Annotated in this window: 13 protein-coding genes, 1 tRNA gene and 1 riboswitch; of the genes, 7 read left to right on the forward strand and 7 right to left on the reverse strand. The window is 34.8% G+C overall.

The features are described 5' to 3' along the window. Positions 1–3: 3 nt before the first annotated feature. The 4 genes from ACFSC2_RS12755 to ACFSC2_RS12770 form a co-directional block, all read right to left on the reverse strand. On the reverse strand, positions 4–2,307 hold the full coding sequence (locus ACFSC2_RS12755; protein ID WP_379815050.1) for a glycoside hydrolase family 65 protein: 2,304 nt from the start codon (positions 2,305–2,307) through the stop codon (positions 4–6). Between the two features lie 48 nt (positions 2,308–2,355). Beyond that, a complete protein-coding gene (pgmB, locus tag ACFSC2_RS12760) occupies positions 2,356–3,009 on the reverse strand; it encodes a beta-phosphoglucomutase (RefSeq protein ID WP_379815049.1) in 654 nt (217 codons plus the stop codon). A 20-nt stretch (positions 3,010–3,029) separates the two neighbouring features. Continuing rightward, entirely contained in the window at positions 3,030–4,385 is a 1,356-nt protein-coding gene (locus ACFSC2_RS12765; RefSeq protein WP_379815047.1) for an MFS transporter, read from the reverse strand. A gap of 176 nt (positions 4,386–4,561) precedes the next feature. Beyond that, a complete protein-coding gene (locus ACFSC2_RS12770) occupies positions 4,562–5,593 on the reverse strand; it encodes a LacI family DNA-binding transcriptional regulator (protein ID WP_379815046.1) in 1,032 nt (343 codons plus the stop codon). A 235-nt stretch (positions 5,594–5,828) separates the two neighbouring features. On the opposite strand from ACFSC2_RS12770, the gene ACFSC2_RS12775 reads away from it, so the two are divergent. From ACFSC2_RS12775 to ACFSC2_RS12790, 4 genes are all read left to right on the forward strand, one after another. After that, positions 5,829–8,810 carry a SusC/RagA family TonB-linked outer membrane protein gene (locus ACFSC2_RS12775; RefSeq protein WP_379815045.1) on the forward strand — a complete coding sequence of 994 codons (2,982 nt, stop codon included), beginning with the start codon at positions 5,829–5,831 and terminating at the stop codon, positions 8,808–8,810. 35 nt (positions 8,811–8,845) lie between these two features. After that, positions 8,846–10,450 (forward strand): RagB/SusD family nutrient uptake outer membrane protein, encoded by a 1,605-nt coding sequence (locus ACFSC2_RS12780; RefSeq protein ID WP_379815044.1) that lies wholly within the window; start codon positions 8,846–8,848, stop codon positions 10,448–10,450. 19 nt (positions 10,451–10,469) lie between these two features. Beyond that, positions 10,470–11,567 (forward strand): SusE domain-containing protein, encoded by a 1,098-nt coding sequence (locus ACFSC2_RS12785; protein ID WP_379815043.1) that lies wholly within the window; start codon positions 10,470–10,472, stop codon positions 11,565–11,567. 84 nt (positions 11,568–11,651) lie between these two features. Next, positions 11,652–14,528: an alpha-amylase family glycosyl hydrolase gene (locus ACFSC2_RS12790; RefSeq protein ID WP_379815042.1), complete on the forward strand. Its 2,877-nt coding sequence runs from the start codon at positions 11,652–11,654 to the stop codon at positions 14,526–14,528. A 92-nt stretch (positions 14,529–14,620) separates the two neighbouring features. Here the strand turns inward: ACFSC2_RS12790 and ACFSC2_RS12795 are convergent, their stop codons facing one another. Next, positions 14,621–14,845 (reverse strand): DUF6814 family protein, encoded by a 225-nt coding sequence (locus tag ACFSC2_RS12795; protein ID WP_379815041.1) that lies wholly within the window; start codon positions 14,843–14,845, stop codon positions 14,621–14,623. Positions 14,846–14,859: 14 nt separating this feature from the next. Next, a complete protein-coding gene (locus ACFSC2_RS12800) occupies positions 14,860–16,353 on the reverse strand; it encodes an MFS transporter (RefSeq protein ID WP_379815040.1) in 1,494 nt (497 codons plus the stop codon). 232 nt (positions 16,354–16,585) lie between these two features. After that, positions 16,586–16,778, forward strand: a riboswitch (cobalamin riboswitch). Positions 16,779–17,056: 278 nt separating this feature from the next. On the opposite strand from ACFSC2_RS12800, the gene ACFSC2_RS12805 reads away from it, so the two are divergent. Beyond that, positions 17,057–18,376 carry a DUF5074 domain-containing protein gene (locus ACFSC2_RS12805; RefSeq protein ID WP_379815038.1) on the forward strand — a complete coding sequence of 440 codons (1,320 nt, stop codon included), beginning with the start codon at positions 17,057–17,059 and terminating at the stop codon, positions 18,374–18,376. A gap of 166 nt (positions 18,377–18,542) precedes the next feature. On the opposite strand, the gene ACFSC2_RS12810 is transcribed toward ACFSC2_RS12805, so the two are convergent. After that, positions 18,543–18,615: transfer RNA gene (locus tag ACFSC2_RS12810), tRNA-Phe, on the reverse strand. 99 nt (positions 18,616–18,714) lie between these two features. Here ACFSC2_RS12810 and ACFSC2_RS12815 point away from each other — a divergent pair. Together ACFSC2_RS12815 and ACFSC2_RS12820 are read left to right on the forward strand one after the other, a co-directional pair. Next, positions 18,715–19,449, forward strand: a complete 735-nt coding sequence (locus ACFSC2_RS12815; protein ID WP_379815037.1) for a type III pantothenate kinase — start codon at positions 18,715–18,717, stop codon at positions 19,447–19,449. Beyond that, positions 19,442–20,671 (forward strand): hypothetical protein, encoded by a 1,230-nt coding sequence (locus ACFSC2_RS12820; RefSeq protein WP_379815036.1) that lies wholly within the window; start codon positions 19,442–19,444, stop codon positions 20,669–20,671. The genes ACFSC2_RS12815 and ACFSC2_RS12820 overlap by 8 nt, the downstream gene beginning before the upstream one ends. Positions 20,672–20,703: the final 32 nt, after the last annotated feature.

Genomic DNA, 20,703 nt, shown 5'->3' on the forward strand with positions numbered 1-20,703 from the left:
AATTTAATTTATTTGTACAAATTTACTTGCAATTTCAGGATTTCCATTCACTACAATTGTTAAATCTTGATCGCCGTCTACAGTAAATGTTGTTTCATTATGATTTACAGAAACTTTCAAAATCTGGTTTCTGAAATTGATTTTAAACGAATAACCTTTCCATTCTTTTGGAATTTTTGGTGAGAAATGAAGCTGGTCGTTTTTAACACGCATTCCTCCAAAGCCTTCCACGATACTCATCCATGTACCGGCCATTGACGTGATATGACAACCTTCTTCTACTTCTTTATTATAATCATCCAAATCCAAACGAGAAGTTCTTAAATAAAAGGTATATGCCATGTCCATTTTATCTAAAGCTGCAGCCTGAATCGAGTGCACGCAAGGAGAAAGCGAACTTTCGTGAACCGTAAATGATTCGTAAAACTCAAAATTGCGTTTTAATTCTTCTTTCGAAAAATGATCTTCGAAGAAATAAAAACCTTGTAAAACGTCGGCTTGTTTGATGTATGGCGAACGCAACACGCGATCCCAAGACCATTTTTGGTTGATCGGACGCTGTGATTTATCTAAATCTTTTACTGGAACTAAATCTTTGTCTAAGAAACCGTCTTGTTGTAAATAAACGCCAAGTTCTTCTGAGAAAGGGAAATACATATCATTTGATACTTTTTTCCATTCCTGAATTTCTTCAGCAGAAAGGTTTACTTTTCCTAAAACTCTTTCGTGATCTGCAGGATATTCTAAGGCAACTTTATTGATTTGTTCCGAAGCAAAATCGATACACCATTTTGCAATATAATTGGTGTAAAAATTATTGTTGATGTTGTTTTCGTATTCGTTTGGACCTGTAACTCCTAAGATTACGTATTGATTTTTATCTTTAGAAAAAGAAGCTCTCTGATGCCAGAAACGCGCAATTCCGATCAACACTTCTAAACCTTTTTCTGGAATATAAGAGTAATCTCCAGTGTAGCGGTAATAGTTGTAAATCGCAAAAGCGATCGCTCCGTTTCTATGAATTTCTTCGTGTGTGATTTCCCATTCGTTGTGGCATTCTTCACCATTCATGGTAACCATTGGATATAAAGCCGCACCGTTTTTGAAACCTAAATTGTCTTTCGCATTTTCAATCGCTTTATCCAATTGATTGAAACGATACGTCAATAAATTTCTGGCAACCTGCTGATCTTTTGTCGCCATGTAGAATGGAATACAATACGCTTCAGTGTCCCAATATGTAGATCCACCGTATTTTTCTCCAGTAAATCCTTTTGGTCCAATATTTAATCGACTGTCTTTTCCTGAATACGTTTGGTTCAATTGGAAAATGTTGAAGCGAATTCCCTGTTGTGCCTTAACATCACCTTCAATAGTAATATCTGACATTTCCCATATTTTCGCCCAAGCATCGATTTGGTTTTGAAGTAAGGTTTCATATCCTAAAGAAACAGCAGATTTGATAACTTTTTCGGCTCCAGCTAAAGTGTTTTCATGATTTAAAGAAACCGTATAACCACCAATTTTTTGGATTGTTGAGGTTTGTCCTTTTGCGATAATCGTTCCGTAAGTATACTGAACTTTATCTGTTGTTGAATCGATTGTTGATGGCGAAACGTTGATATTTTCTCCATTTGCCAAAATCGTATTGTGCATGAAAGTCGTAACTTTAAAATGCGTTTTGAAAGTTTGAGCCGTTACAAAAGCTTCGTTGGTGCCTTTTTTAACTTCCAAAGGTTCCCAGAATTTTTCTTCCCAGTTGGCATCTTCATTGGTTACTCCGGCATCAATATACGGTTTATAAACGATTTTTGCATCTTTGTTTAAAGGTGTAACGTCGTATTTAATCACTCCGGCTTCGTCTAAATCTAATGAAAGAAAACGACGAATGTTTACCGCAATTTCAGTTCCATTTTTCAAAACAGCCTCAAAAGAACGGTTGTACCATCCTTCTTTCATGTTTAATTCTCTGCGGAAGTTTCGAACCTCTGTACAAGTATTTAAATCCAGATTTTCTTCGTTGATTTTTACATCGATTCCAATCCAGTTTGGCGCGTTTAATACTTTAGCGAAATACTTCGGATAACCGTTTTTCCACCAGCCCACTTTTGTTTTGTCTGGATAATAAATTCCGGCAATATAACTTCCTTGGAAAGTCTCGCCAGAATAGCTTTCTTCAAAATTCGCGCGCTGTCCCATAGCGCCGTTCCCGATGCTGAAAAGACTTTCAGACGATTTTACTCTTTCGGCATCAAATCCCTCTTCTATAACCGACCAATTGTCTGGTTTAATATAATCTTGATTCATTTGTTTTTACAGTGTTTTTTGTGATTGAATGATTGATTTTATGATTGATTATTTTGTGATTAATGATTCAATAAAGTTTTCATCGATTAGAGTGAAATCTTTAAAAATGAAATCAGCCTCATGTAAAATTGTTTCCTCACCAATTCCAACACTTACCATTTCTGCGATATTTGCTGCCTGAATTCCGGCAACAGAATCTTCAAATACAATTGAATTTTTCGGATCAATGTTTAATAATTGAGCCGCTTTTAAGAAAACTTCAGGATCTGGTTTTGCGTTGGTAACGTCATTTCCGTCAACAATTACATCAAAGTAAGAGATGATTCCTGTTTTTTCTAAAATAGGTCTTGCGTTTTTACTCGCAGAACCCAATGCAATTCCTTGGTTTTTATCTTTTAAAAGTTTTAGAATTTTAAAAACTCCTGGAAGAATCTCACTTTCATCCATGTCAACCAAATAAGATAAATAATCTTCGTTTTTTTGAATCAGCCATTTGTCTTTGTCTTCTTGAGAAGCCTCGACATTTCCTAATCCAAGAATTATATCTAACGAACGAACACGGCTTACTCCTTTTAGTAATTCGTTGTCTTCGTGTGTAAAATTTATGTTTAAAGACTGAGCAATTTTCTGCCAGGCTAAAAAGTGATATTTGGCGGTGTCTACGATTACTCCGTCAAGATCGAATATGAATGCTTTTTTCATATAAGTAGTGTGATTCTTATTTATGATTTAATATTGATGTCGTCTACGTCTTTAACTTTATAAACCAATGCTGCGGCAATTAAAAAGCTAACACCGCTGGTAATCAAAGCATAAATTGCATCGCCATTATAAAGATATTTTACAATTGGCCCGCCAATAAGTGCATTTACAATTTGCGGAATTACGACGAAGAAGTTAAAGATTCCCATATAAACACCCATTTTTTTAGGTGTTATAGATCCTGCAAGAATTGCGTATGGCATTGCCAGAATACTTGCCCAAGCCACGCCGATTAAAATCATCGGAAGTACAACCCAGTCTTCATTAGGCATAAAATAAATAGAAATTAATCCGATTCCTCCAATGACTAAAGAGAGAGAATGTGTTGATTTTCGTCCGATTTTTTTAGCAATATACGGCAGGAAAAACAGCGCGATAATTGCCGAAACTAAATTGTAAACACCAAAAAGGATTCCGACCCAGTCGCCGGCATCTTGATATTGCTGACTCGAAGTGTCGTTTAGCGGCAGACCGTATATGTGATGTGCAATTGCCGGAGTGGTAAAAACCCACATTCCGAATAAACCAAACCAAGAAAAAAACTGCACCCAGCTAAGCTGACGCATTGTAGTTGGCATTTTTGCAAAATCAGTAAAAATGTCTGTAAGTTTTGATTTTTCTTCTTCTTTGATTTCTTCCTCGTTTTGAGGATCTTCAAATTGGGCTAATTCTTGTGGCGAATATTCTTTTGTAGAAAATAAAGTCACCAAGATGGAACCGATTAAAACGGCAGCACCAATTATGAAAGACAAAGTTAAATTTAATGGTACACTTCCAGGAACTGAACTGTTTGATACACCAAAATACTTCGTTAAGATGTACGGAAGTGCTGAACCAATTACGGCTCCAAAACCAATTAATGAAGTTTGAATACTAAAACCGGCAGTACGCTGATCTGTTCTTAAATTATCTCCAACTAAAGCACGAAAAGGTTCCATAGCAATGTTGAAAGAAGCATCCATAATCATTAACATTCCGGCTCCAACCCATAAAGCTGGTAAAATTGAAATGAAGATATTGGCTTGCGGCATTAAAACTAATCCTACCGAAGCTAAAACGGCTCCCACTAAAAAGAAAGGTTTTCGTCTGCCGAATCTTCCCCAGGTTTTATCGCTGTAATGACCAATAATCGGCTGTACTATCAATCCCATAAGAGGAGCAATAATCCAAAACCACGACAGTTCATGTACGTCGGCACCAAAAATTTGAAGAATTCTGCTGGCATTTGCATTCTGAAGTGCAAACCCCATTTGTATTCCTAAGAAACCGAAACTCATGTTCCAAATTTCCCAGAAACTTAATTTACGCTTTTCCATTATCGTAATTTGAAAAATTATACGATAAGCGCTTTGCTTATCAAAACTTGCTGTTTTTTTCGAAGTAAAACTAAAAGCCTTGACAGGCGTAAAAGTATAAATTATTTTTTTATTAATGCTAATAAAAAAGCCATAAATATTTTTTATGGCTTTGGAATAGGTTGATTTTAAGAAAATTAGTCAGTAGATTCTCTTTTTATAAGATGTGTTTCGATCACTTCTGTTGTGTAATTTTCGTTTTCTTCTTCATCATCGTCATGTTCTGCTTCCAGCCTTTCAATCAGCATTTTGGCTGCTTTGTTTCCCATTTTTTCACCGCTCTGGCTTACAGTTGTGATACTTGGAGTGGAGTATTTAGAAATGATTCCGTCAGTAAAAGCAATAACAGCTAAATCTTCAGGGACTTTTAATCCCATTTTGCTTGCCGTTTTGATAATCGTTACCGCAAAAAGCTCATTTACAGCAAAAACAGCATCAAAAGCTCTGGCGTGTAGAAGCTCCGAAATGGTAATTTCGCAGGTATCCACATCTTCAATTTTAATAATTAAATCTTCATTGAAAGGAATTCCGTTGTCCAAAAGTGCTTTTTCATAACCATCAGTTCGCAATTTTCCGACACTTACATAATCTACAGTTGTAACCAGCGCGATTTTTTTTCTTCCGTTATCTATCAGACTTTGAACCGCTTCATATGCAGCGGCTTTATCATCAATAATCACTTTATCGCACAAAATATCATTCGTTACACGGTCGAACATTACAACGGGCATACCTTGATTGATAACCTCTGTAATATGATGAAAATCACCTTTGTATTGCGTTTCTTTAGAAAGAGACATGATAAATCCGTCGATGCTTCCGTTGGCTAACATCTCCATATTTAGGACTTCTTTATCGAAAGAATCATCCGATAAACAGATTACTACACTATATCCATTTTCGTTGGCAACCTGCTCAATTCCGTTAATAACAGTAGAGAAAAAATAATGTACAATTTCCGGAATGATAATACCAATACTTTTGGTTTTTCGGTTTTTTAAACTAAGGGCAATGTTGTTTGGTTTATAGTTGTAAAACTTTGCAAAAGCTTGAACTTTTTCACGTGTTTCTTCTCCAATTTCTAGACTGTTTCTAAGTGATTTTGAGACAGTTGAAATGGATACGTCGAGTTCTTTTGCAATCTGTTTTAGGGTTATTTTGCGTTTCATATAATTATTGAAAAAAATCTAATTATTAATAAAGGTATCTAATATTTTTAGAATTGATAATTTTTGACTGAAAAGATTACAAAATATAGAAAGTTTTCAACACTACCACGTTTTCGTAACTCAATATAAATTGTGTCCGGTCGATCATGTTAATAAATTCATAATTTTGAAATTCGAAGTAAAATTAAAAACTTAACTAACGTTCAAAAACTCAAAACTAATTTAAACAAAAAGTATGAAAACAATTTACAAAAAGTTGTTATTTTTATTCCTATTGTTGCCGTTTACAGTGTTAGCTCAAAGCACTTTAAGCGGGACTGTTGTTGATAAAGCAACAGGTCAGCCAATACCTGGAGTAAATGTAAATGTACAAGGTGCACCGAACGGAGCATCAACAGGATTTGATGGTAATTACCAACTGTCAAATGTTAAACCTGGAAACAAAATCGTTATTTCTTTTATTGGTTACAAAACGCAAACGATTGATTTCACAGGTCAAAAAACTTTAAATGTTTCTTTAGAAGAAGATACTAATCAACTTCAGGAAGTTGTGGTACAAGTAGGTTATGGTACCGTTAAGAAAAAAGATGCTACAGGATCTGTTTCTCAAATTTCTTCTAAAGAGTTTAATAAAGGTATCAACGTAACTCCAGAAAGTTTAATCGGCGGACGTATTGCTGGTGTAAATGTTGTTGGAGGAGGAGCTCCAGGAGCAAAAGCTGATATTAGAATTCGTGGAGGATCTTCTTTAAGCGCTTCAAACGATCCATTAATTATCTTAGATGGACTTCCTTTGAGTAATGCTGTTCCTAGTGGGGCTACAAGTATTCTTTCTACGATTGATCCAAACGATATTGAGTCTTTTACAGTTCTTAAAGATGCTTCTGCAGCTGCTATCTACGGTTCTCGTGCAGCAAATGGGGTAATTGTAATTACTACTAAAAAAGGTACTAAAGGTGGTGTAAAAGTTAATTTCAGCTCTCAAGTTGGTGTTAATACAGTTACTAATACAGTTGATGTTTTAAATGCAGACCAATTCCGTAATTTTGTAAATACAAAAGGAAGTGATGCTCAAAAAGCATTAATGGGAACTGCAAGTACAAACTGGCAGAACGAAATTTTCCATACAGCATTAACTACAAATAATAACATCTCTGTAAGTGGTGCTTTATTTAATAAATTACCAGTACGTTTATCTGTTGGAAATGTTGATAATCCTGGAATCTTAAGAAATACTTCTTTTGAAAGAACTACGACATCGATATCGTTAAACCCAGTTTTATTTGATAATCACTTAAAAATTGATATTAGCGGAAATTTATCTTTTAGCAAAAATCAATTTCAAGACGAAGATGCGGTTATTGGAGCAGCCATCAGCTTTGATCCTACGCAATCTCCTTATCAGGCAGGTTCTCGTTACGGAGGTTATTTCGAATGGTTAGAGTCAAATGGGAATTTAGCATTATTACCTGCTAAGAATCCAGTTGCAAGATTAAACCAAGAAGATAAAAGATCTAAATCTACCAGAAAATGGGGTAACATTAGTTTAGATTATAAATTCCACTTCTTTGAAGATTTAAGAATCGTTGCCGAAGCTGGTATTGATAGATTTGATAGCAGCGGATACAATAGACAAAGTAATCAAAGTGCTTTAGGATATCAGCCAACTGCATTTAGTTCAGGAACTTGGGTTAATTTAGGAAACAATGAGACTTATACTGATGATCTTCAAAACAAAAATTTAAATACATATTTTGTTTACAGTAAAAATTTAGGGAAACTTAAATTAGATGCAACTGCTGGTTATAACTATCAGTTGTTCCAAAAAGAAAAATACCAATCAGGAGCACTTACACAACCTGCTGCAACTAGAAATGAAGATGTTATCACTGATCCAGATATCAATTTACAATCTTTCTTTGGTCGTTTAAATTTAGGTTGGGATAGTAAATACTTATTGACTTTAAACTACAGAAGAGACGGAACATCTCGTTTTTCTGAAGAAAATAGATGGGGTAATTTTATGGGAGGTGCTTTTGCATGGAACATTGCTGAAGAATCTTTCCTAAAAGATAATGGTACACTTTCGAGCTTAAAATTAAGAGTTGGTTACGGTACAACAGGCCAGCAGGATATTTCTGCACAGTATGATTATTTACGAAGAGTAACTCTTGGTACAGTTAATACTCAGTATGTATTTAATGGTGTTGTTTACAGAACAGCGCGACCAGAAGGTTACAACCAAAATATCAAATGGGAAGAGCTTGCAGAGATGAACATTGGAGTTGATTTCGGATTCTTAAATGACAGAATTACTGGTTCTGTTAACTATTTTGATAAAAAATCAACAGATTTATTAGCTGATGTATTAGTTCCAGATGGAGCTAACTTAAGAAATCAAGGATTTAATAATATTGGGGATTTAAGAACTAAAGGTCTTGAGTTTAGTCTTCAATCAGATATTATTAAAAAAGATAATTTAACTTGGAATGTTGCTGTTAATGCTACTTATCTAGATCAGAAAATTGAAAGCTTAGGTCAAACAGTTGAAGGTTTCCAAGGTTATGAAGTAGGTGATAACATTAAAGGAGGAAATGGAAACAAGGTGTTAATTAACACTGTTGGATCTGCTCCAAATTCATTCTTCGTATATGAGCAGTTATACGATGCAAACAAAAAACCTATTGCTGGTGCTTATGTAGATAGAAACAATGATGGTAAAATTGACGCTAATGATCGTTACAGATATAAAAAACCAACAGCTGATTATACATTCGGTTTATTCTCAACTTTAAATTACAGAAAGTTTGATTTTACAATGAACTGGAGAGCAAGTTTAGGAAATTACATTTTTGATAACGTAAATTCTAATATGGGTTATTCAGATGCTGGTTTAAGAAGACAAACAGATTTATCTAATGTAAGTTCAGACTATTTAAACACAGGATTTACTTTTGAAGATAACGGAACACAACGTTATTTGTCTAATTATTATATAAAAGATGCTTCTTTCATTAAATTAGATAACGTAACTCTTGGGTATACTTTAGATAAATCTTTATTGAAAGATGTTTCTTTAAGATTCTCTGCGGGTGTTCAAAACGTTTTTGTACTTACAAAATATGATGGGTTAGATCCGGAAAAATTCAACGGAATCGATGGTAATGTTTACCCAAGAGCAAGAACTTTCTTGTTTGGAGTAAATGCAAGTTTCTAATAGTACATTGAAAAACAAAATTTAAAACACACAAAATGAAAATATCATTTAAATATATATCTTATTTTTTCCTATTCATCCTAGGAATAAGTATGACGTTTACTTCGTGTACTGACGATTTGAACGTGACGCCTAAAGATGACGATGAATTTTTATCTGAAACCTTTTTTCAGGATCCGGCATCTTATAAGCAGGTTTTAGCAAAATTATATGCTGGTTTATATGTTGGAGGTAATGATGGTGACGGAACTGCAGATATTGCTGGTCTTAGCGGGGATTTCAGCAGTTACCTGCGTTTACTTTTCGTAACTCAGGAATTTACAACAGATGAAGCAATTATTGCTTGGGCTGATGGTACTTTGCCAACATTAAACACACAGACTTGGTCTCCTCAAAATGAGTTTTTATACGGAACTTATTCAAGAGCATCTTACCACATCAGTTTGGCAAATGAGTTTTTAAGACAAACTACAGATGAGAAGCTTACTGAAAGAGGAGTTGATGCTAGTCTTAAAACTGAAATTGCAACTTTTAGAGCAGAAGCTCGTTTCTTAAGAGCTTTTTCTTATGTTAATTTAATGGATTTATTTGGTAATGTGCCAATTACTACAGAAGCTGATCCAGTTGGTTTCTTTTATCCAGTTCAAAAATCAAGAGCAGAAGTTTTTGCTTTTGTAGAATCTGAATTAAAAGATTTGGATACTAGTCTTCCAAACGCAAGAACAAATGAGTATGGAAGAATTGATAAAGTTGCTGCTAAATTTTTGCTGGCTCAAATTTATCTAAATTCTAAAGTGTATACTGGAACAGAAAGAAATAATGAAGTAGGTACATTGTGTACAGAAATCATTAACTCAGGATATACATTTGCAAACGTTCCTTATGCGTATTTATTTTCAGCAGATAATGACAAGAATGGTGCTCAAAATGAAGTTATTTTCCCAATCATTAGTGATGGAAATGCCATTAGAGCAACTGGTGGAGGAATGAGTTTTATTCTTCACGCTTCTATTGGAGGAAGTATGGATGCTGCTTCAAGAGGAATGGACGGAGGATGGCAAGGTATCAGAACTCGTAAAGAGTTTGTGGCTCTTTTCCCTGATGCAACAGCTACTGGAGACAAAAGAGGAACTTTCTATACAGATGGACAAGCTTTAGATATTACGAATGTATCAACATTTACAGATGGTTATGCTGTAACAAAATACATCAACAAAAAAGCTGATGGTTCGCCAGCGCAAAGAACTGATATTCCTGATACAGATTTCCCAGTTTTTAGAATTTCTGATGCTTATTTAATGTATGCAGAAGCTGCGGTTAGAGGAGCAAGTACTGCGAACACTGCAACTGCAGTAAATTACATTAACCAAATTAGAACAAGAGCTCAAGCAGCGACAATATCTGCGGCAAATTTGAATCTTGATTTTATCTTGGCAGAAAGAGGTAGAGAATTATTTTGGGAATGCCACAGAAGAACGGATTTAATTCGTTTTGGTAAATTCACAGGAGGAGCTAAAATATGGCAATGGAAAGGTGGAACAATGAATGGTGTTGCAACAGAATCTTTTAGAGATTTAATGCCTATTCCTGCGAAAACAATTCAGGCTAATCCGACTTTAAAACAAAATCCAGGATACTAACACCTAATAGAACTGAAAAATGAAAAATATATATAAAGTTTTAATCGCATTTATTGGTGTATTGGCAGTTTCGTGTAATGCAGATGCTGTCGAAGAAAGACCAATTCTTGATGTTGTTTCAACACCAGAAATTACTGCACCAACAACAGGACAAAATTATGTTCTAGATGTTGAAAAAGCTGCAGAAGAGGTCGCTAAATTTAAATGGTCAGCTGCAGAATATTCTACAGCTGTGGCAGTAAAATATAGCTTGTTAATTGACAAAAAAGGCGGTGATTTTAGTACTGCAAAAACATTGCAGACTACCACAAACAGTATTACTGAAGTTTCTGTACTTGCGAGAGAATTGAATCAGGCAGCAATTGATCTTGGAGGACAGCCAGAAGTTGCTGCACAATATGATGTAAAGATTACTGCAAATGTTTCTGGAGGATTTTCTCAAGTATCAAAAGGTTTAATTACAATTACAGTTACACCGTATCTTGGAAAAGTTAAATATGAATTTACAGACTGGTACTTAATAGGAGCTGCTGTAGCTGGAGGATGGGACAACAATGTTGACACCAAACATCAGCCAATGTTCAGAGACGGTAAGGATGATACAAAATATAAATTTGTAGGATATTTTAAAGCAGGTAACTTTAAACTAATATCTGTAAAAGGAAGCTGGGATTCTCAGTTGGGGAAAGCAGATGACAGTTCGATTGAAATTAAAAACAATGCGGGTGAATTTACAATTCCAGCAGATGGATATTATAATTTCCAGTTTAATACCAAAACTTTAAAATATACTTTGATACCTTTCGCAGATGCTGCAGCAATAGCAAAATTATATGATACTGTTGGTGTTATAGGAAGCAGTACTCCTGGAGGCTGGGATGCTTCTACTGCATTAGATAAATCGACTTTTGACAAACATGCGTGGTCGTTAGGAGCAACAAATTTAAATGATGGAGAAGCAAAATTTAGAGCAAATAATGCATGGGATGTTTCATGGGGTGGAACTACTGCTTTTTCTGGTGGAGGAACCGGGGATAACATACCAGTAGCAAAATCTAAATATGTAATTTATTTCAATGATTTAGACGGAAGTTATTTGATGATTCCAAATCAATAAGAACTTCAGTTAATAACTGAAAAAGGGCTATCTCCAGATAGCCCTTTTTTAATCAAACTAACTAATCAAATAACCACACTGATTATGAAAAAAACTTTACTATCAATATTTTTATTGATGGCAGTAACTGTTTTTGCCCAAGTACAAACAGTTACTTATTCAATAAACCCAGCAACATTTGAAGATACTACATCAATTACTATTACAATTAACGGCAGCAGTGTCAACGAGACTTCTTGGGGAATAAGTGCAACTCACGCCTTATATCTTTGGTCTTGGTCTTATGATGTAAATGATACAAATCAAATGGATTCTCCTTCCAATGGTTCTTGGACTGCCTCAAACGAAGCCAGCAAATTTACTTATAACGCAGGAACAGATACTTATACAAAAACCTTAACTCCATCTACCTATTTTAGTAGAAACGGAATAGGCAGAATAGGCTTTCTAGTAAAAACCAAAGATGGAACGGGAGATAAAAAATCGCAGGATATTACGGTTGAAGTGGGATCTTTTCAAGCTTCATTGACTGCTCCTGTAGAAAACAGTACTTCAATTATTGCTTCTGGAGCCAGTTTTAATATTACTGCAACAAATACAAATGGAGCGGCGAGTTATACTTTAAAAGGAAACGGAACAACAATAAACTCAAATACAAGTACTTCAAGTTATTCTTATACACATACGAACATCACCAATAATCAAAGTTACGAATTGACGATTACTCAAGGAGCAACAACAATTGTCAAGAAGTTTTCAGTTGTAGTAAATCCTAATACAGTTTCTCAGGCGATGCCGAATGGTTTGGTTGATGGAATCAACTATAATACTTCAGATGCGACAAAAGCCACTTTGGTTTTAGATGCTCCGCTTAAAGATTTTGTTTACGTTGCAGGAAGTTTTAATAATTGGCAGCCAACTTCGGCTTATGCCATGAAAAAAGACCCGACATCTGGTAAATTCTGGTTAGAACTTACAGGATTAGTTTCGGGCGCAGTAAATACCTATCAATATTGGGTTGTCGATGCAACTCCTTTAGCAAATTCACCAGCAATGGTAAAAACGGCCGATCCCTATTCTACTTTGGTTTTATCTCCTTATGATGATCCTTGGATTCCTGCTTCAAAATACCCAAATATGCCGGCGTATCCTGCAGGACAAAGTTTTGAGGTTACAGTTTTAAAAACAGGACAAACCCCTTATAATTGGCAGGTAACCAATTTTGTAAAACCTGAAAAAGAAAAATTAGTTGTTTACGAAGTTTTAGTTCGTGATTTTGATGCATCAAGAAGTTATCAAAGCTTAATTGACAGAATCGATTATTTTAAAAACCTTAAAATAAATGCGATCGAATTAATGCCCGTAATGGAATTTGAAGGCAATGAAAGCTGGGGTTACAATACCTCATTTCATATGGCTTTGGATAAATTCTACGGAACTTCGGATAAGTTAAAAGAGTTTATTGATTTATGCCACCAAAACGGAATCGCAGTTATTTTGGACGTTGCGCTGAATCACGCTTTCGGAAGAAATCCGATGGTGAGAATGTGGATGAATGATCCTGATGGCGATGGTTTTGGTTCTCCAACAGCAGAAAATCCATACTTTAATACAGTTGCAAAACATACTTATAGTGTGGGAGAAGATTTTAATCATTCTTCACTAAAAACACAATATTATGTAGAACGTGTCGTAAAACAATGGATTGAAGAATATAAAATTGATGGTTTCCGTTGGGATTTAACAAAAGGATTTACTCAGGCGTGTACGGCTTCAGACGAAAGCTGTACCAATGCATATCAGCAGGATCGAGTAGATATTTTGAAAAAATATGCTGATTATTCGTGGAGTTTGGATCCAACACATTATACCATTTTTGAACATTTAGGAACTGATGCAGAAGAAAAAGAATGGGCAGATTATAAAGTTGCAGAAACGCCAAGTAAAGGAATTATGATGTGGGGAAAAATGACAAATCCATACAATCAGTTATCGATGGGATATTCATCAGATAGTAATATTTCGAGAATGACAAGTTCAAGCCGTGGTTTTATAGCAAATCGTTTGATGGGTTATGCAGAAAGTCATGACGAAGAAAGATTAATGTATAAAAATGTTCAATATGGCGCTTCAAACGGAAGTTATAATGTAAAAACATTAAATACGGCTCTTTCAAGAATGTCTGCAATTGGGGCGGTTTCGTTACTGGTTCCAGGGCCAAAAATGATTTGGCATTTTGGAGAATTAGGAATGGACGATTCTATTTTCAGCTGTAATAACGGAACTGTAAATGACGAATCAGCAACAATTTCTGGAGATTGTAAATTGGACACAAAACCACAACCGCAATGGACAGAAAATTGGCTTGGAGATTCGAATCGAAATAAAATTTATAACGATTGGGTAAAAATGATCACCTTAAAAACGGTAGAACCAGTATTTTTAGGAAATGCAACAATGACAAATGCAAATTCGTTGGCAGTAAATATTAAAATTACCAATAGCAGTCTAGCTTCAACTCAGTTAAAAGATGTTGTGATACTAGCGAATTTTGATGTTACGGCTCAGAATTTAACACCCAATTTTCAATATCCTGGAACTTGGTATAATTTAATGGATAATACCACTTTAAATGTTGCAGATGTGACTTCACCGATAAATTTAGCCCCTGGAGAATTTAGAATTTACGGAAATAAACAAGCTAATTTAGCGATCGAAAATTTTGAAAAAGAAAATTTGGTTAGTTTATATCCAAATCCGGTTGCAGATTATTTTACATTGAGTTTTGCAGCTTCAAAAGTAGAAATTTATGCTGTAACAGGACAATTAGTAAAATCATTTAAAACAAATGGAAATTCTGATTTTCAATTTCACGTAAATGATTTAACAACAGGATTATATCTGGTAAAAGCTTATAATGAAGAAAATAAAGTTCAGGTTGTAAAATTCATTAAAAAATAATGACCTGAGAAATTAAGATTTTGGTTTGGTTAGTAATGTAAAGGGGCTGTATTATGAAAATAAACAGCCCTTTTATTATACCTTTTTTTGATTTATTTCTTTTTGTTGTATTCGCCAATTAAAGAATAATAACCAAAAGTTCCTAAACCCATAACGATAAGCGGTGTTAGAATAAAAAGAATAATTACACCAAATACCAGATCGTCTTGTTGATCTGAGAGGAGTTTTGGTAAACCAAATTCAAATACGCAGAAATAAGCTGCTGCTGCTCCTAAAGCAATCCATAAAACCCCTAAAATTTGTTTGACGGCATTCATAATTTTTTTAAATTTTAAAGGTGAGTAGTTTTGTTTTTGTTTTCAATATAAACCATGCCGATTACAAAGCAGATTCCTGCGATAATAATAGGATACCACAAACCGTCTAGATAGAAATCTTCTTTTCCGGCGGCTTTGGCGTGTATTACAAAATAAGTAGAAATGGCAGGAAGCAGTCCGCCAAAAATTCCGTTACCAACATGATACGGAAGTGACATCGAAGTGTATCTGATTTTGGTTGGAAACATTTCAACTAAAAAAGCGGCAATTGGACCATACACCATCGTTACAAAAATAACTTGTATAAAAACTAAGAAAATTAACATCCATTTATCGCTCGAATTAATTGTAATTGAAATACTTGTTTGCAACTCTTTTTTAGGGATATACGTTTTTTTCTCCAAAGCGGTTGTACCATCAGTATATTTTTTTTGAATAGTAATTATCCTGCTGCCATCCGCTTTAATTTCGCTAGTTTCTTTAAGGTTTTCGGCAATTTCAGTTTTCTGATTTAAAGAAGTGGTGTTGTACATCTCCTGATAAATAGAGCGGTACGATAATATGGCAAGAAGCATTCCGAACATCATAATATACTTTCGTCCGACTTTATCGCTCAGCCATCCAAAAAAAATAAAAAACGGAGTTCCTATTAAAAGTGCAATTCCTAACAATTCATCAACTTGCGAAGAATCCACATTCATAACCGTTTTCATAAAGCTCATCGCATAAAATTGTCCTGTATACCAAACAACACCTTGTCCCATAGTGGCTCCAAATAATGCCAAAAGAACGAACTTTAAGTTGTATCGGTTTCCAAAACTTTCTTTTAACGGATTAGCACTTGTCGTTCCTTCTTTTTTCGCTTTTGCAAATACAGGAGATTCGTCCATATTTTTTCGAATTAAATAAGAAACGCCGACCATAACGATAGAAACCCAAAACGGAACACGCCAGCCCCAAGAATCAAAATCTTCATTTGAAAGAATATTTTTAGTCGCAAGAATAACCATCAGCGAAATAAATAAACCAACAGTAGCTGTAGTTTGAATCCATGAAGTCCAATAGCCTTTTTCTCCCACAGGGGCATGTTCTGCTACATAAGTTGCAGCACCCCCATATTCACCTCCTAGCGCAAGGCCTTGCAGTAAGCGCAGAATCAATACTAATAAAGGAGCAAGGAAACCAATCGTTTCGTAACTCGGAATACATCCAATTAGAAAAGTCGAACCTCCCATCAATAATAAAGTCGCCATAAAAGTATATTTACGACCAATAATATCGCCAAGCCTTCCAAAGAATAAAGCCCCAAACGGACGCACAACAAATCCTGCAGCAAAAGTAGCAAGAGTAGATAAGAATGCGGCAGTCGGATTATCACTCGGGAAAAATTTAGTAGAAATAACAACAGCCAGACTGCCGAAGATATAAAAGTCGTACCACTCAATCATGGTGCCCATAGAAGAGGCCGAAATCACTTTCCAAATGCCTTTAGTAGAAGTTTTGCTCATAAAACTGCTTTATAATCTTATTAGTAAATGAAAGATAAAAATATAGTTTTACGAATATATAAGATAATTTTTTATCCACTTGATACTTTTTTAACAAAAAGTAATTATTTGTTGACTTTTTGTGCTTTAATAAGTTACTTCTTGATAAATTAAATTTGAGATCTCTTTTAAAGTTTTTAATTACAAGAGCAGCTTGTTTTCTTAAAAAAGAAAGTACTAGATTTGCAGCTCAAAATTTGAATCAGAAAATGGTTGTCATATTTCGATAAATAGTGACATTAAAAGGGAATTTGGTGAAAATCCAAAACTGTCCCGCAGCTGTAAGCTCATTAACTGAAACCCTTTAATATGCCACTTTTCAATTAGAAAGGGAAGGCTGGGTGTAGGGAGCAAGTCAGAAGACCTGCCATTTTTATAGTAATAATAGCTTTCGGGGGTTGAAGCTAGAATTAAGAACAAGTACTTTTCACATTCTGTGAACGGGTATTTGTTTGGTTATTCTATTCTCGTAAGCCAAAATAAAGTTTATGAGATTTTTTTCTGCAAATATGATATCGTAAAACAATTCTGTTTTCGACTTTCCTTTTTCTCTGCTAAAAATCATTTAAACAAATCGCTGTACAATTTGCTTTGTAGAATTATTTCTATGAATTAAAATGAATGTCGATTAAAAGTCAAGTGATAATTTTTTAAATATTTAATAATGAAAACCCAATTTTTTTTCAGGCATTTAATTGCAATTGCCTCTTTGGCAGTCTTAATAACTTCATGTAATAATGACGATGATTTTACAGCTCCTCCAGTAATAAACGGCGAACAGCAGTTAAAAGACACTTTGACAATTGGAAAAACACTTAAGTTAAGTTCAAAAATAAAAGACCGAAATAATTTATCCTTCGAATGGACAGTAGACGGAAAAGTAGTAAGCGCTGATTCTACTTTTACTTTTAATCCAGAAAAAAGAGGCGATTTTAAAATTAATATGACTGCCAAAAATAGCGGTGGAGAGGTAACACTTACTTATGATATACACGCGTGGGGCGCTTATGAAAATGGTTTTTTCATGATTAATGAAGGCTGGTTCGGACATGGAACAGGAACAGTTGGCTTTTATAGATATGATACAAAAGCAATAGAAGACAGTGTTTTTGTAAAAGTGAATCCAGATAAAAATTTAAAACCAGAATCATCAACATTGGAATTTGGAACGATCATCAACAAAAAATTATTTTTAGTTTCAAAAGTAGGCGGTCCTGTTGTTGTGGCTGACGCTTATTCATTAAAAGAAGAAAAAAGAATCGAGGCAAAAGGCGGCAATGATTGGCGTGCAATAGCTGCTATCAACGAAAATCAAGCACTGTTAACTTCAGGAAAAGGAATATTTAAGTTGAACCTTAACACAATGGAGTTAAACGGTCAAGTTGATGGAATTACTGGTCAGGTGGGAGATATTGTTAAAGTGAATAATTACATTTTTGCATTGTCAGCCACAAAAGGTGTTCTTATTATTAACGCTTCGACTTTGGCTGTAGAGAAAACTATTTCAGGAATGGCTGTAGGTTTTGCCGTTACAGATGATAAAAAAGTGTGGGCAGCAGGCGGAACAAAACTTATAAATATAGATTCGAATAATCTTGAAGTAACCGAAATTGCATTAGGTTTCCAAGCATACGGAAGCTGGGGTGCGTGGCATCCAGGATCGATCGCTGCTGCTAAAAATGATGTTTTTATTGCTAAAAATGCAAGTTTCAGCGGTGGTAAAGAAATTTATAAGTATACAGGAGATGTTGCTTCATTGGCGAAACCTTTTGTTGCTTTAACAGGAGTAAATATATTATATGGAGCAGGAATAGGATACGATAGAAAGAAAAACAATCTAGTTGTAAACACTGTAGACTCTGGATTTGGTGCTAATTTTGCAAACAATAATTTGTATTTCTTTAATGCAGATTCTGGTGCTAAAACTTCGGGAGTAAGCTTTTCAGGATATTATTTCCCTGCGGTTTCAGTATTTCATCAATAGTTTTTCTTAACTGCAATCACGATAGCTCTCTAAGCTAAGATTTACGCAAGGGTCGCAAAGTTATTATTAAACTTTGCGACCCTTGCGTCTTTCTTTCCGTTCTTTGCGGTTAAATCTTTCAGAAAGTTGTAAAAAACAAAAAACCCACTCGTTTGAGTGGGTTTCGTGGTACCTCCAGGGATCGAACCAGGGACACATGGATTTTCAGTCCATTGCTCTACCATCTGAGCTAAGGTACCGTGCTTGTTGCGGGTGCAAATATATAATCATTTTTGGTTTGTGCAAAACATTTTAAAGAAAAAATCAATTCGTATCTTCGCAAAAACAAAATATCAAATATGATTTTAACCGTCGATGTTGGGAATACCAGAATTAAAGCTTCTGTCTTTGAGGGTAATACTGCTTTGGAAAATTTTACTTTCGACAAAAATGAACTCGAAAAAAAAATTAAAAATATTTTAGAAAAGTTTCCAAAATGCACAGATTTGGTTGCAGCATCAGTCGGAAAAATAGAAAAAGAGTCTTTTTTATTGTTCGAAAAAGAGCTGAAAGTGCATTTTTTGACACACGAAGACAAATTTCCGTTTACAAATAAATATGCAACACCAAAAACATTAGGAATAGATCGTATGGTTTTGGCAGCTGGAGCGACTTTAAAGTTTCCAAAACAAAACAGATTAGTTATAGATGCCGGAACTTGCATAACCTACGATTTCATCGACGAAAATGACAATTATTTGGGCGGTGCTATTTCTCCCGGACTTCGATTACGATATGAAAGTTTGCATAACTTCACGGCCAAACTGCCTTTGCTGACTTTTGAGTCGCCAGAATCTTATATTGGGAACTCCACTGCACAGGCGATTCATTCTGGTGTTGTCAATGGTTTCGTCTATGAGATTGACGGTTTTATCGATGAATATCGCGTACAATTTTCAAATTTTATCATAATTTTAACGGGAGGCGATGCAGATTTTTTGGCTAAACGATTAAAAAATACCATATTTGCCAATTCAAATTTCCTTTTGGAGAGTTTGAACCAAACATATCAATATAAAATCGACAATGATTAAAAAAATTATAGTAAGCGCTTGTCTGCTTATATCGTTCGCTTCATTTGCTCAGCAAGGAACAGCTTCCCCTTATTCTTTTTACGGAATTGGTGATTCAAGATTCAAAGGTACTCTTGAGTTTAGATCTATGGCTGGAGTAGCAGTAGAGCAGGACAGTATCCATTTAAATATTGATAACCCTGCAAGTTACGCAGGTTTGGGACAGACTACATTTACTGTGGGGGGAACGTTCGCAACTTCGACATTAAAAACCAACGAACAATCAGAAAAAGCACAACGCTCTACGTTTGATTATTTAGCTGTAGGAATTCCGATGGGTAAATTTGGAGCTTCTTTCGGTTTAATTCCTGTGAGTTCTGTAGGATACAAAATCCTAAATGATAATACAGCAACAGAAGGAGCTACAAGTGCACAGCTTGAAGGAAAAGGTGGTGTAAATAAAGTGTACTTTGCTTTGGCTTATAAAATTAAACCACATTGGAGTGTTGGAGCAGATGTGCAGTACAATTTTGGTAAAATTACAACAACTAGTATTGAAGCTATAACAGGTGTTCAAAACACAACTTCTGAAGTAAATACCTCAGAATTGTCTGGTGCCAGCTTTAATTTAGGAACGATGTATCAAACTAAAATTTATAAAAAAATGAGTTTGTTTACTAGTTTAAGCTACACATTAGATAGTAAATTAAATTCTGACAATACAAGAGTAATTACCGTGAGCGGAGATCCAGATCCTTACACATATAGCCCAGTTTCTCAAAAATTAACACTTCCTAGTAAATTAACTATTGGAGCGGGAATTGGAGAAGCAAGAAAATGGCTTGTAGGAACTAGTATGATTTTTCAAGGCAACGGACAATTGTCAAACTACTATAATCAAAGCTCAAATGTACAATATGAGAAATATGCTAAATATGCGGTAGGAGGTTATTTTATACCTAATTACACATCGTTTACAAGTTACTTAAGCAGAATTACATATAGAGCCGGATTGAAATATGAAAAAATTGGTTTGATTGTAAATAACGAATCAATTAAAGATGTCGGAATGACTTTAGGAGCAGGTTTTCCAATTACTGGAACTTTTTCTAATGTGAATATTGGTATCGAATTCGGAAAGAGAGGAACAGTTTCCTCTAACTTAGTTCAAGAGAATTATTTAAACTTCAGTGCTAGTTTCTCTTTCAATGATAAATGGTTTGTGAAGAGTAAATTCAACTAAACATATAATTTATCTTTTTTAAGCTCACTACA

The sequence above is a fragment of the Flavobacterium artemisiae genome (genome assembly GCF_042678225.1).
Classification (GTDB): Bacteria; Bacteroidota; Bacteroidia; order Flavobacteriales; family Flavobacteriaceae; genus Flavobacterium; species Flavobacterium artemisiae.